Source organism: Ruminococcus sp. (genome assembly GCF_016283395.1).
Window position 1 is genome coordinate 68,561 of the sequence record NZ_JAEEMU010000039.1, and the last position, 12,396, is coordinate 80,956.

Here is a 12,396-nt window from a genome sequence, read left to right on the forward strand (position 1 = left end):
AAGTGATCTTATGATACTTTACAGACCTGTTGGATATGCTGAGCTAAAGCTTATCGCGGACAGCGGTTACAGTGAGTTTCCGCCGAGACTTCCCGAACAGCCTATTTTTTATCCTGTTCTCAATGAGAAATATGCTGCGGAGATAGCTCTTAAATGGAATGTAAGGGATACTTCTGAGCATAAGGGATATATAACACGCTTTGAAGTCGATGATGATTATTGCCGCAGATTTGAGGTACAGACTGTAGGCAAAAGCTATCATCAGGAGCTGTGGGTGCCTGCTGAGGAGCTTGCGGAGTTCAACAGCCATATTATCGGTAAAATAGAAGTGATAAAAGAATTCGGAAATGAATGAGTATATAACGGCATAGGAGGTGCAGAATGAAGATAGGAATATACGGTGGAAGCTTCAATCCCGTTCACAACGGACATATTCATCTTGCCAATACGGCTGTTGAGGAGTTCGGACTGGACAGGCTGTATCTTCTTCCGTCAAAGAAATCTCCGCACCGTTCCAGTGCTGAATATGCTCCCGATGAGGACAGGCTTGAAATGCTGCGGCTCGCGGCTAAAGCCAATGATAAGCTGTTTGTAAGCGATTACGAGATAAAGAGTGACCGAGTGAGCTACACTATTTACACAGTGGAGCATTTCCGCAGCGTATTTCCCGATGATGAGCTGTTTCTCCTTGTGGGAAGCGATATGCTCCTCAGCTTTGATACATGGTACCGCTTTGAAGAGATACTTGCAAATGTAACACTTTGTGTAGTTTCACGGGAAAGCGGTGATATGGCAGAACTGAAAAAAAAAGCAGAGGAACTTGGAAAATTTGGCAAAATACAGGTATCTGAGGCTGCTCCGACAGTGATATCCAGCACTGAGGTCAGAAAAAAAATTGCTAAAAACAAGGATTTCTCTTGCTATCTTGACGAAAATGTAGTACAATATATAAGATTGAAGGGATTATATTCGGTACGAGGTGAAGAAAAATTGCTGTATAACCCCGATGAAAAAAAGAAATACCTTAAAAATTGTCTTTCTGCGAAAAGATTCACACATTCGATGAATGTTGCAGCAGAGTGCAGAAAGCTTGCTGAAAAATACGGTGAAGACCCCGATAAGGCTTATTTTGCGGGACTTCTTCATGATATATGTAAGGAAATGCCCGATGATGTGCAGAAAGAACTGGTCATGAGCAGCGGATATACTGTATGCCGTGAAGAGCTTGAGACACGTTCGCTGTGGCACGGAATCGCAGGAGCATATTTTATCAAAAAAGAATTCGGTGTTGAGGACATAGATATACTCAATTCCATAAGATTTCATACAGTTGGCAGAGCAGGTATGTCACGCCTTGAAGAGATAGTATATATGGGCGACCTGATATCTGCCGAGAGAGATTATAAAGATGTAGACAAGATGCGTAAGCTGGCATATGCTGACCTTAATGCAGCTATGAGGGAAGCATTCGCATTTTCTATGAAGTCTGTAATTAAAAAAGGCGGAGTTATACCGATTTGTACCGCTGAGGGATATAATTTTTATACAAGACTTTTGAAAGAAGAGAAAATTGATAGCAATTTGAAAAGAGGACTCAAATGAACAGAGAAGAACTTAATGAGGAGTTTAATAAAAACGCAAATACTGCTCCGAGACAGCCAAAGCCGTTAAGGAAGCTTAAAAGGATAGATAGTTCAAGACCGGCTCAGCCTGTGTATCACGCACTGCACGAAGCTCCGTCAATAGATATAAGCATAGAAGAGGAAAAGCCGAAAAGACGCGCTCCCGAACCTAAGCAGACATATCACGGACTCCATGAAAAAGGCAGAGCAGGTGATATAGTTGAAAGTGACGATTTTGACGATTTCGATGATTATGATTACGACGAAGAAAAAGACGGCAAAAAGAGCAAAAAAGATGCAATAATCAAGACTGTTTCTATTCTTCTGAGTATTGTTACAATAATCCTGCTTTTCCTTAATATGCCTATCCTATGGTATAAAAAGAAAGGACAGCCCGACCAGAAAGTATCCATAATAAAGTATTTCAAGCTTTGGCAGCCACTTGTAGATATCGAAGGTGAACTTGAAAAATCCCAGGTCAACCTTAACGTTGATACAAATGTTGTAACGGATGAATTTACAGACGGTCTTGACCTTCCTCAGCTCGTTGAAGGTCAGTATACAGTTCTCTTCCTCGGATTTGACGAGGACCAGGAGCTTACCGACGTTATATGGATATGCCAGTTCGATATCGCAGCTGCCAAGCTCCATATATTGCAGGTGCCTCGTGACTGTGCTGTTCCGAACTATACAAGCAATCCTACAACAAAGATAAACAGCGTTTACTATGAAGGCTATGACCAGAGCGTAAGCAAGATACAGCGTGTTGTAAACTGCATACAGGACAATTTCCGTATACCGATAGATGCTTATATCACCACAGCCTGCTTTGATATCGTTGATATCGTTGACCTTGTAGGCGGTATACCGATGCACCTTGACAATGAGATCATTTACGAGGCAGATAAGATAATCCCTGCCGGTGATGTCGTGCTTACAGGTGCTCAGTCAGAGTGGTTCGTTCGTTTCCGTCACGAGTGGCTCCAGGGCGATATCGGACGAGTTCAGAACCAGCGTCGTTTCATGGCAGCAGCTATGCAGAAGATCCTCAACATAGTCAAGGACGAAGGTAAAATGAAGCTTTACAGCTATCTGAATACAATTTACCAGAATAAGTGGATAGCTACGGATATGAGTGTTGATGACCTGAGCAAGCTTGCGGATTTCGGTTCTACACTTAAAATGGAAAATGTAAGCGTAAACATGGTACCGGGTGAGGACGCTATATACTACGCGGCTGACGGAGTAGAGTACAGTATCTACTCTATCCACAAGAGAGCAACTATAGATATGCTCAACGAGTCATTCAGACCATATCAGCTTCCGCTGCTTATGTCTGAGAGCAATATTATCGAATATGTACAGGAATACGAATATCAGTACGATCTTTACGACGATACAGGCGCAACATTCGAGGAACTCGAAACAGCTACAGAGCCTTTGAGAAATCCCGATATGAAACCATGGTGGAAGGAAGATTAATAAATGACCGAACAGGAAAAACTTGAACTTATCATAAAAACTCTCGACAGCAAGAGAGGTGAGGATATACAGGCTATAAAAATATCAGACCTTACTATCCTTGCAGACTATTTCGTTATCGTAAACGGTACAAGTAATACCCACGCAAGAACACTTGCAGACGAAGTTGAGTTCGTGCTCTCACAGAAGGGCATCGAGCCTGAAAGAAGAGAAGCTGATACGGGCAATACATGGATAATCCTTGATTATGCAGATATCATCGTTCATGTATTCTATAAGGATACAAGAAACTTCTATAAGCTGGAAGGTCTGTGGGCAGACGGCGAGCAGATAGATATAAGCGGACTTCTTGTGAAGGAGTGAGCTTATGAAAACAAATAACGAAAAAGGGCGTATGCTATGCATCATAATAGGAGCTTACCTTATTGCCAAGGCAGTTCTCAATATGGTCATAGGCGGCGGATTCAGTCTAAGCGATATGCTTATCGCCGTAGGACTTACCTGTGCTATGCTTACAGGCATCAAATTCGTGAACTATGGTGTGGCAGCAGTACTTGTGCTGATCGCTGCGATACATCTCCCTGCAAATATATCCAATATCAGTTCAAACTGGCTGTATCTCGTTGAGGGTATAGTAGATATTGGCTGCGCAGTGCTCCTTTGCGTACACAGCGACATAAAGGAACACTTTACAAACTCGATAAATATTAATAATTAAATAAAGGAATGATATTACAATGAGCAGATATGATTTCACATCTGTTGAAGCCAAATGGCAGAAATACTGGGAAGAACATGAGACATTCAAGACTGATGTCTGGGACTTCAGCAAGCCTAAGTTCTATGCACTGGATATGTTCCCGTATCCGTCGGGAGTAGGTCTCCACGCAGGTCACCCCGAGGGCTATACAGCTACAGACATCGTTTCACGTATGAAGCGTATGCAGGGCTATAATGTCCTTCACCCTATGGGATATGACTCTTTCGGACTTCCTGCCGAGCAGTATGCGGTAAATACAGGTAATCACCCCAACGGCTTTACTCAGGAAAATATCAAGACCTTTTCAAAGCAGCTCAAGGAGCTTGGATTTGATTATGACTGGTCAAAAATGGTAGCTACTTCCGATCCTGAGTTCTACAAGTGGACTCAGTGGATATTTAAGCAGCTCTATCTTGACGGCTATGCAAAGTATATAGATATGCCTGTAAACTGGTGCGAAGAGCTGGGAACAGTTCTTTCAAACGATGAAGTTATCGACGGCAAGTCAGAGCGCGGCGGCTTCCCTGTAGTTCGTAAGAACATGAAGCAGTGGGTCATCGACCAGCCTGCATTTGCAGAAAAGCTCCTTGAAGGACTTGACGAGATCGACTGGCCTGAGTCCACAAAGGCTATGCAGCGCAACTGGATAGGCAAGTCTACAGGTGTAGAGGTTGAATTCGACATCGTCGGCGGTGGAAAGTTCTCTATCTTCACAACTTGTATCGAGACTATCTACGGTATCACATTCATGGTACTTGCTCCTGACGGAGCTATCACAGAGAGCCTCCTTGACCGTGTTCAGAACAGGGAAGAAGTTGAGGCATACATCGCTGAGACTAAGAAGAAGAACGACATGGACCGTACAGAGCTCAACAAGACAAAGTCAGGCTGCGAGCTCAAGGGCGTTACTTGTATCAACCCTGTAAACGGCAAGGAAGTTCGTATGTTCATCGGCGATTTCGTACTTGCAAGCTACGGTACAGGTGCAGTTATGGCTGTACCGAGCCACGATCAGCGTGACTTTGAGTATGCAATTGCTCATAATATAGACATGATACAGGTAATCGACGGTAAGGACGGTCACATCGACGTTTCCGAAGCCGCAATGGAAAAGACAGAGTACCTCGGCAAGGGCTATAAGCTCATCAATTCCGAGGAATTCACAGGTCTTACTGTTGAGGAAGCAAAGGAAGCTATCACACAGAAGCTTGAAAAAATGGGCAGAGCTAAGCGCACTGTAAACTACCACTTCCGTGAATGGATATTCGCACGTCAGCGTTACTGGGGCGAACCTGTTCCTGTAGTTCACGGCGAGGACGGTCAGATACACGTTCTTGACGATGAAGAGCTCCCGCTTGTTCTCCCTGAGCTTGATGACTACAAGGGCAAGAACGGAAAAGCTCCTCTCGAAAATGCAACAGAGTGGAAAAAGTACGACCACAACGGCATAAAGGGCACTCGTGAGACTTCTACAATGCCCGGAAGTGCAGGTTCAAGCTGGTACTACTTCAGATATATCGACCCACACAACGATAAGGAATTCGCAAATCAGGAGCTCCTCAAACACTGGATGCCTGTTGACCTTTACATCGGCGGTCCAGAGCACGCTGTAGGACACCTTATGTATTCACGTATCTGGAACAGATACCTCTACGATAAGGGTCTTGCACCTACAAAGGAACCTTTTAAGAAGCTTGTTCATCAGGGAATGATCCTCGGTGAGAACGGTATCAAAATGGGTAAGCGTTTCCCTGAATTTGTTGTAAATCCTTCCGATATCGTAAGAGACTACGGTGCAGATACGCTCCGTCTTTACGAGATGTTCATGGGACCTCTCGAAGTCAGCAAACCGTGGAGCAAGAGCGGTGTTGAGGGTGCAAAGAGATTTGTACAGAGAGTATGGAACTTCTTCATTGAAGCCGAGAACCTTACCGACGACAACGATGGCGCACTCACAAAGGTATATCACCAGACAGTCAAGAAGGTAACTGACGACTTCGAGAAGCTTGCTTTCAATACAGCTATCAGCCAGATGATGATATTTGTGAATGCTGTTTACAAAAACGGCAAGTGCCCGAGAGAGTACGCTGAGGGACTTATAAAGATGCTGTCCTGTATCACACCTCATATGGGTGAAGAGATATGGAGCATCATGGGACATAATGATACTATCGCTTACGAGAGCTGGCCTGTATACGATGAGGAACTCTGCAAGGAGGATACTATCGAGATCGTTGTACAGGTAAACGGAAAGCTCAAGGCTAAGCTGAATATCGAAATGGACGCTGACAAGGATTCCGTAATGGAAATGGCTATGTCAGATGAAAAGGTAAAGGAAGCTGTTGAGGGTAAAAACATACTCAAACAGATATATGTACCAAATAAACTTGTTAATATTGTAGCAAAATAACGAAATTTTAAGACGCACAAAAAATGCTTGACAACGAGCAGAAAATGTGGTAAACTATTAATATATTCTTTATAACTATTTATATGTAATCTGCTATATAGTGGGGGACGCGATGTCTACCGCTCGACAGGGTGGTTAGCATAGATGCTTCGGAGCAAAGCTCCGTGCAACCTCTGAACAAGGGAGGGAAATTTAGTGGCAGAAGTTCGTGTTGGCAAAAACGAGTCTTTAGACACAGCTCTTAAGAGATTTAAGAGATCATGTGCAAAGGATGGCGTAATTGCTGAGGTTCGTAAGAGAGAGCACTACGAAAAGCCTTCAGTTAAGCGTAAGAAGAAGTCTGAGGCAGCTCGTAAGCGTAAGTATTGATCTTACGGAATTATTAATGTTGATAAAAGCGGGCTGCGGCTCGCTTTTTCATTTGTTTGAACGGAGTTGACAAATAGCTTGGGTTTAAAACATAAGATAACAAAAACTGACGTGGATTTTGCTTTCAGAAAAACTGTTGATATCACACCTGCATTTCTGAAAAAGCACGGTATCAAGGGGCTTATCCTTGATGTTGACAATACTCTTACTACACATGATAATCCCGTTCCTGCCGATGGGATAACCGAGTGGCTGGAGAATATGAAAAAGAACGGGATAAAGCTTATAATCGTATCGAATAACCATGCAGAGCGTGTGAGAACATTTGCTGATCCGCTTGGACTTGATTTCGTCAGTGACAGCGGCAAACCGCTGAAAAGGGGATATACAGCAGCTATGAAAAAAATGGGGCTCTCTCCTGAGGAGACTGCTGCCGTGGGCGATCAGCTGTTTACAGATGTATGGGGAGCAAATTTAGCAAAGGTCAGAATGTTATATGTTGAACCTATGGAGCTTGAACCAAAGTCGAAAAGGTTCATAAGATTTAAAAGAGTTCTTGAAAAGCCTTTTCTTCCAAAGAAATTTGTCGATGACAAGAAGGAGTAAATATGATAAAGAAAATACTTGTTATACACGGTCCTAATCTCAATCTCTTAGGAGAGCGCGAACCCGGAGTTTACGGAAATTCTTCCATTGATACACTTAACAGCAATATAATCGACCGTGCAAAGGAACAGGGACTTGAATGCGAGATATTCCAGTCAAATCATGAGGGAGCTATCATTGATAAGCTTCACGCTGCAAGAACTGCATTTGACGGAGTTATCCTCAATGCAGGTGCGTATACACATTACAGCTATGCTATACGCGACGCTATTGCAGCTATAAAGATACCTGTTATCGAAGTACACATCAGCAATGTTTTTGCGCGTGATGAGTTCCGCTCAAATTCAGTTATCGCACCCGTATGCAAGGGCAGCATAAGCGGCTTCGGCTTCGGCAGCTATTATCTTGCAGTACAGGCACTTGCTGAGCTTTGAGAGGTGCATAATGTCGAGATTTGACAAACTTTTCGAGGAGTTTGACGGGGCGGACTGCGCCCTTATCACCTCGGACATAAACAGAAGATATTTTACGGGTATGAAGTCATCAGCAGGAGTAGTTCTTGCGTTTCCCGATAAGGCGTATTTGCTTATAGATTTCCGCTATATCGAAAAGGCAAGAGCAACGGTAAAGGACGCTGAGGTAATTGAGGCTAAAAAGCTCTATCCTCAGATAATGGACCTCCTGACAAAGCACGGTGCAAAGTCAATGGCTATAGAGTCGGAGACAATGACCGTCAAGGAGCTCAATGCCTATGAGCATTTCTATACCACTATTGAAATCATACATAACGATAGTCTGAGCAATGCTATATCCAACCTGAGAATGGTCAAGGACGAAAGCGAGATAGAGTGTATACAGAAGGCCCAGGAAATAGCTGAAAAAGCACTTGAAGACGTCAAGAAGTTCATAAAAGTCGGCGTTACAGAGCGTGAGATCGCACTTGAACTCAACCGACTCATGTTCGCTTACGGAGCTGAGGACTTATCTTTCGACACTATCGTGCTTTCTGGCGCAAATACTTCAATGCCTCACGGAGTTCCCTCAGATAAAAAGGTGGAGAATGGCGAATTCGTGCTTATCGACTTTGGTGCGGTTTATAACGGCTATCACAGTGATATGACACGTACCCTCTGCGTTGGAGAGCCAAGCGAGGAAATGAAGAAGGTGTACGATATCGTCCTGAATGCACAGCTTGCAGGTATAGAAGCAGCAAAGGCGGGGATAATCGGATGTGACCTTGATAAGATATCCCGTGATGTTATTGAGCAGGCAGGATATGGCAGCTGCTTTGGACATTCTCTCGGTCACGGAGTAGGTATGGAGATACACGAAAAGCCCAATGCTTCGCCGAATTATAAAGCTCCGCTGAGCTGTGGTGCAGTCGTTACCATAGAGCCTGGTATCTATATAGAAGGTAAATTCGGAGTGCGTATAGAGGATTTTGTCATTTTAACTGAAAATGGCTGCAAAAACTTGACAAAAAGTGCAAAAAATCTCATATCTTTATAATAATATCACTTTAGGTATTGCAAAAATTCCCGAAATGTGATAAAATAAAGTATCATGTTAATTTGAAAAATACGGAGGTTATTTATAATGATTTCAGCAGGAGATTTCAGAAACGGCGTTACTTTTGAGCTCGACGGACAGGTAGTTCAGGTAATTGAATTCCAGCACGTTAAGCCAGGTAAGGGTGCCGCTTTTGTAAGAACTAAATACAAGAACGTAATCACAGGTTCAGTTGTTGAAACTTCTTTCAACCCAACTGCTAAGTTCCCAACAGCATTCGTTGAGAGAAAGGATATGCAGTACAGCTACAACGACGGCGAGCTTTACTACTTCATGGATCTTGAGACATATGAGCAGGTTCCGATCAGTGCATCTACACTCGGCGACAACTTCAAGTTCGTTAAGGAAGAGATGATCTGTAAGATCCTTTCATACAAGGGCAACGTTTTCGGCGTTGAGCCACCTAACTTCGTTGAACTCAAGGTTACACAGACTGACCCAGGTTTCAAGGGTGATACAGCTACAAACGCTACAAAGCCTGCTACACTTGAGACAGGTGCAGAGATCAAGGTTCCGCTCTTCATCGATGAAGGCGAGATCATTCAGGTCGACACAAGAACAGGCGAGTATATGTCAAGAGCATAAGCTCACCATTTTATAAAGACTTTATTTTGAGAGGAGGAGCTTGTTATGAAGCTTACCGAGAAAATGTCATATTTACAGGGACTTATCGACGGTCTTGAGATCGATTCTTCCACTAAGGAGGGAAAGGCTCTCATTCAGATGTCAGAGGTAATGTCCGAAATGGTAATGTATGTTGAGGATCTTCAGTCACAGGTCGATGAGCTCACAGAGCTTTGCGATATCCTTGATGAGGATCTCGGAGCTGTTGAAGATGATTTCTATGAAGATCTTGACAGCGATGAGGACGACGATGATGAAGATTGGGACGATGATGACGAGTTCGATTTCGATGATGACGATGATGAGCTTTACGAGATCACTTGCCCTACCTGCGGAGATACTATCCTTCTTGATGAGGGGATGATTGAAGAGGGTTCTATGAAATGTCCTAATTGTGATGAGCTCCTTGAATTTGATTACGATGACCTCACTATTGAGGATTTCGAGGACAAGGCTGAAGAGCCTGAAAAGAAGTAATCAGCTTTATAAAAAACAGGCTGCGGATAGAGTTATCTTCCGCAGCTTTAATTTTTTTCGGAATTTTTTATTTTTTTCTGTAACGAAAGTTTTGTATCGTAGTCTTATAGTTGAAGGCGGTGAGAAGTATGAGTCAGGTCGAAGAGCTCTACAAAGACTATTTTCATGATGTATTCCTGTATATACGGTCGTTGTCTGCTGATGAAGCACTTGCTGAGGATATTACTCAGGAGACATTTTTCAAGGCTATAAAGTCTGTTGACAAATTCCGCGGTGACTGTGATATAAGAGTATGGCTGTGTCAGATAGCAAAAAATCTGCTGTATACACACAACAAGAAGCAAAAACGCTATACGGGAGAGGAAGTTCCCGAGACAGTTGCCGATACTTCCGTGACTATGGAGGAACTTCTTGAAAACAGCCAGCAGTCAATGGAAATACACCGTGTACTTCATACTCTTGTCGAACCTTACAAAGAAGTATTTACCCTGAGAGTGTTCGGAGAACTGAGTTTCCGACAAATTGGTGATATCTTTGGAAAGACTGAAAGCTGGGCGCGAGTGACATTCCACCGTGCAAAGCTGAAAATAATAGATGAACTGGAGGTACAGAAATGAAAAACTGCGATATGATAAAGGATCTGCTTCCGCTGTATGCTGACGATGTTTGCAGTGAGGAGAGCAGAAAGGCAGTTGAGGAGCATATAAACAACTGCCCCGACTGTAAAGCGGAGCTTGAAAAGCTCGGTAAAAACGTCACTGTGAGCCATCAGAAGGACGCTGAGGTACTCAAACGTATAAAGAGGCGTCTGCGCATTGAGAAGCTTGTGGTGAGCCTTATAAGCGTTCTGGCTATATGCGGAATTCTGCTTTACGGACTTGTATATTGCATAAATGATTACAAGTCAATGGATATGGAGAAGTACAAGATACTTGAAAATGTAAGCGTCAGCGAGCATGATAATGCCGTATGGCTCGATATAAAAGGGTATGCTGCATCATTTGATATAGATGTACCGACTTTAAGCGATACAAACGGTAAACATCTTGGAATTGACGATGATTTTGACAGTGAAAAGAAGAACGGATACGGTATTACTCTCAAACAGCGCAGGATAGATGATTTTACGTTCAATCCCACAGGAAGTCTGAAAAGCTTTGAGATGAAGATCTTTGACCTTGATGAAAAGAAAGATATGATGAAGGTCTTTTACTACGATGATGTAAACAACAAAGAGTATATTTTATGGGAGCGTGATCAAAATGACTGAGAGAAGGTTTAGTATACCGCTGATACTGCTTGCTGTGGTGTCATTTGGCATAGGCTTTTTTGGATTTGCAGTGGAAAGCATCGTATTTGCTGTGGGAGTTATAATAGCTTCGATGAAACTTCGTGAGAAATACCTTATAAAGATTCCCATAGCCATATGCATAGTATCTATCGTATTTTCGGCTGCATTCATTGCCTTTATGGTATATACGGGAATGAAAGGCGGTTATAACGATTACTGGCTCATGAAGCTAATATTCGGTGAACCTAAATAATATGCTTGCCCCCCTCGGTGAAAGCCGAGGGGGCAATGTTGAAATATGGAATTAAATCATTAAAGCTTAACCACGGTGCTTATTATCTGTTAAATAAGGGACGCCCTCTCTTGCAGGGCGTCCCTCTTCCGAAAACAATTCACTGGATTGTTTTCGGAATTCACTCTTGCGGAGCGCCTTCGTATTATTTCGCTGTTATTTGAAAGCTGTGAACAGCGACCAAAGGCTCTGCCTCTGGACTCTGCCAAAGGAACACAGTCCCTTTGGAATCCCTTTCATACGTTCAGCAACTTTTTACGTAAAATTAATTAAAAAGCCCCGATGTAATAATTCGGGGCAAATTTTATAATATTATGTTTTTATTCATACTGTGCAAGAATTTTCAGAGCAGTTTCCAGTCTGGTCTGACGATTATTCATTGCTTGTTTTTCGATGTATTTATGAGCCTGGGGCTCTGTGAATTTGAGATACTTCATAAGCGTGGTCTTGGCACGGTTTATGGTGCGCATTTCCTCGATACGGTTCATTATATCTGCGTTTTCCTTTTTAACACCTGCCATGCGGACTCTTGCGGCGATAATAAGCCGTATTGTACGCTGAAGTTCCTCTCTGGTGACAGGTCTTGACAGTACGTTTACGCCGCTGTCTGAGACTCTGTCAGCGATATCTTCCGAAACATCGCTGCCGCAAATGAGTATCATACCTGCGGAGGTGGACTCCGCTATCATTTCTGCAAGCTCCTGACCGAATTCATCGGGCAGGGGCGTATTTATTATAACAAGCTCGGGTTCAGTCTCGTTTTTTACAAGTCGGCGGGCTTCACTGCCGCTGACAGCAACAGCTGTCCTTCCGCAGCCTTCTATGCGCAGGAGCTGCTCGCAAAGTTCGGAAACTTCACTGTTTGAAGATACGATAATAGCTCTGTTCATAGTT

General features: G+C 43.2%; 16 protein-coding genes. 15 read left to right on the forward strand and 1 reads right to left on the reverse strand.

Annotated elements, in window-relative coordinates; genetic code table 11:
- The first annotated feature begins 10 nt into the window (after positions 1-10).
- From QZZ41_RS07850 to QZZ41_RS07920, 15 genes are all read left to right on the forward strand, one after another.
- Positions 11-355, forward strand: a complete 345-nt coding sequence (locus QZZ41_RS07850) for a hypothetical protein (RefSeq protein WP_295070123.1) — start codon at positions 11-13, stop codon at positions 353-355.
- Positions 356-381: 26 nt separating this feature from the next.
- Positions 382-1,602 (forward strand): nicotinate-nucleotide adenylyltransferase, encoded by a 1,221-nt coding sequence (locus QZZ41_RS07855; protein WP_295070125.1) that lies wholly within the window; start codon positions 382-384, stop codon positions 1,600-1,602.
- A complete protein-coding gene (locus QZZ41_RS07860; protein ID WP_295070127.1) occupies positions 1,599-3,104 on the forward strand; it encodes an LCP family protein in 1,506 nt (501 codons plus the stop codon). The genes QZZ41_RS07855 and QZZ41_RS07860 overlap by 4 nt, the downstream gene beginning before the upstream one ends.
- 3 nt (positions 3,105-3,107) lie before the next feature.
- Positions 3,108-3,467 (forward strand): ribosome silencing factor, encoded by a 360-nt coding sequence (gene rsfS, locus QZZ41_RS07865; protein WP_072952373.1) that lies wholly within the window; start codon positions 3,108-3,110, stop codon positions 3,465-3,467.
- Positions 3,468-3,471: 4 nt separating this feature from the next.
- The gene (locus tag QZZ41_RS07870; RefSeq protein WP_295070130.1) at positions 3,472-3,822 is read left to right on the forward strand and encodes a hypothetical protein; all 351 of its coding nucleotides are present in this window, start codon (positions 3,472-3,474) and stop codon (positions 3,820-3,822) included.
- A gap of 19 nt (positions 3,823-3,841) precedes the next feature.
- Positions 3,842-6,274, forward strand: coding sequence for a leucine--tRNA ligase (gene leuS / locus QZZ41_RS07875; RefSeq protein ID WP_295070132.1), 2,433 nt, complete (start codon positions 3,842-3,844; stop codon positions 6,272-6,274).
- 195 nt (positions 6,275-6,469) lie between these two features.
- On the forward strand, positions 6,470-6,643 hold the full coding sequence (gene rpsU, locus QZZ41_RS07880; protein ID WP_009984057.1) for a 30S ribosomal protein S21: 174 nt from the start codon (positions 6,470-6,472) through the stop codon (positions 6,641-6,643).
- Between the two features lie 78 nt (positions 6,644-6,721).
- A complete protein-coding gene (locus tag QZZ41_RS07885; RefSeq protein WP_295070134.1) occupies positions 6,722-7,249 on the forward strand; it encodes a YqeG family HAD IIIA-type phosphatase in 528 nt (175 codons plus the stop codon).
- Positions 7,250-7,251: 2 nt separating this feature from the next.
- Positions 7,252-7,683, forward strand: a complete 432-nt coding sequence (aroQ, locus tag QZZ41_RS07890; protein WP_037272550.1) for a type II 3-dehydroquinate dehydratase — start codon at positions 7,252-7,254, stop codon at positions 7,681-7,683.
- A gap of 10 nt (positions 7,684-7,693) precedes the next feature.
- Positions 7,694-8,758 carry an aminopeptidase P family protein gene (locus tag QZZ41_RS07895; protein WP_295070137.1) on the forward strand — a complete coding sequence of 355 codons (1,065 nt, stop codon included), beginning with the start codon at positions 7,694-7,696 and terminating at the stop codon, positions 8,756-8,758.
- 87 nt (positions 8,759-8,845) lie between these two features.
- Positions 8,846-9,403 (forward strand): elongation factor P, encoded by a 558-nt coding sequence (gene efp / locus QZZ41_RS07900; protein WP_072952370.1) that lies wholly within the window; start codon positions 8,846-8,848, stop codon positions 9,401-9,403.
- A gap of 45 nt (positions 9,404-9,448) precedes the next feature.
- Positions 9,449-9,919, forward strand: a complete 471-nt coding sequence (locus tag QZZ41_RS07905; protein WP_295070141.1) for a CD1247 N-terminal domain-containing protein — start codon at positions 9,449-9,451, stop codon at positions 9,917-9,919.
- Between the two features lie 128 nt (positions 9,920-10,047).
- On the forward strand, positions 10,048-10,536 hold the full coding sequence (locus tag QZZ41_RS07910; RefSeq protein WP_074714190.1) for a sigma-70 family RNA polymerase sigma factor: 489 nt from the start codon (positions 10,048-10,050) through the stop codon (positions 10,534-10,536).
- A complete protein-coding gene (locus tag QZZ41_RS07915) occupies positions 10,533-11,189 on the forward strand; it encodes an anti-sigma factor (RefSeq protein WP_295070144.1) in 657 nt (218 codons plus the stop codon). The genes QZZ41_RS07910 and QZZ41_RS07915 overlap by 4 nt, the downstream gene beginning before the upstream one ends.
- The gene (locus tag QZZ41_RS07920; RefSeq protein ID WP_295070146.1) at positions 11,182-11,463 is read left to right on the forward strand and encodes a hypothetical protein; all 282 of its coding nucleotides are present in this window, start codon (positions 11,182-11,184) and stop codon (positions 11,461-11,463) included. Before QZZ41_RS07915 ends, QZZ41_RS07920 begins: the two co-directional genes overlap by 8 nt.
- 359 nt (positions 11,464-11,822) lie before the next feature.
- Here the strand turns inward: QZZ41_RS07920 and QZZ41_RS07925 are convergent, their stop codons facing one another.
- On the reverse strand, positions 11,823-12,392 hold the full coding sequence (locus QZZ41_RS07925) for an ANTAR domain-containing response regulator (RefSeq protein WP_295070148.1): 570 nt from the start codon (positions 12,390-12,392) through the stop codon (positions 11,823-11,825).
- Positions 12,393-12,396: the final 4 nt, after the last annotated feature.

Bases quoted from the DNA above. Each gene is read 5' to 3' on its own strand.
- QZZ41_RS07850 (WP_295070123.1), top strand. From the start codon at position 11: ATGATACTTTACAGACCTGTTGGATATGCTGAGCTAAAGCTTATCGCG.
- efp (WP_072952370.1), top strand. From the start codon at position 8,846: ATGATTTCAGCAGGAGATTTCAGAAACGGCGTTACTTTTGAGCTCGAC.
- QZZ41_RS07855 (WP_295070125.1), top strand. From the start codon at position 382: ATGAAGATAGGAATATACGGTGGAAGCTTCAATCCCGTTCACAACGGA.
- QZZ41_RS07915 (WP_295070144.1), top strand. From the start codon at position 10,533: ATGAAAAACTGCGATATGATAAAGGATCTGCTTCCGCTGTATGCTGAC.
- leuS (WP_295070132.1), top strand. From the start codon at position 3,842: ATGAGCAGATATGATTTCACATCTGTTGAAGCCAAATGGCAGAAATAC.
- QZZ41_RS07870 (WP_295070130.1), top strand. From the start codon at position 3,472: ATGAAAACAAATAACGAAAAAGGGCGTATGCTATGCATCATAATAGGA.
- QZZ41_RS07895 (WP_295070137.1), top strand. From the start codon at position 7,694: ATGTCGAGATTTGACAAACTTTTCGAGGAGTTTGACGGGGCGGACTGC.
- QZZ41_RS07860 (WP_295070127.1), top strand. From the start codon at position 1,599: ATGAACAGAGAAGAACTTAATGAGGAGTTTAATAAAAACGCAAATACT.
- QZZ41_RS07925 (WP_295070148.1), bottom strand. From the start codon at position 12,392: ATGAACAGAGCTATTATCGTATCTTCAAACAGTGAAGTTTCCGAACTT.
- rsfS (WP_072952373.1), top strand. From the start codon at position 3,108: ATGACCGAACAGGAAAAACTTGAACTTATCATAAAAACTCTCGACAGC.
- QZZ41_RS07905 (WP_295070141.1), top strand. From the start codon at position 9,449: ATGAAGCTTACCGAGAAAATGTCATATTTACAGGGACTTATCGACGGT.
- aroQ (WP_037272550.1), top strand. From the start codon at position 7,252: ATGATAAAGAAAATACTTGTTATACACGGTCCTAATCTCAATCTCTTA.
- QZZ41_RS07920 (WP_295070146.1), top strand. From the start codon at position 11,182: ATGACTGAGAGAAGGTTTAGTATACCGCTGATACTGCTTGCTGTGGTG.
- QZZ41_RS07910 (WP_074714190.1), top strand. From the start codon at position 10,048: ATGAGTCAGGTCGAAGAGCTCTACAAAGACTATTTTCATGATGTATTC.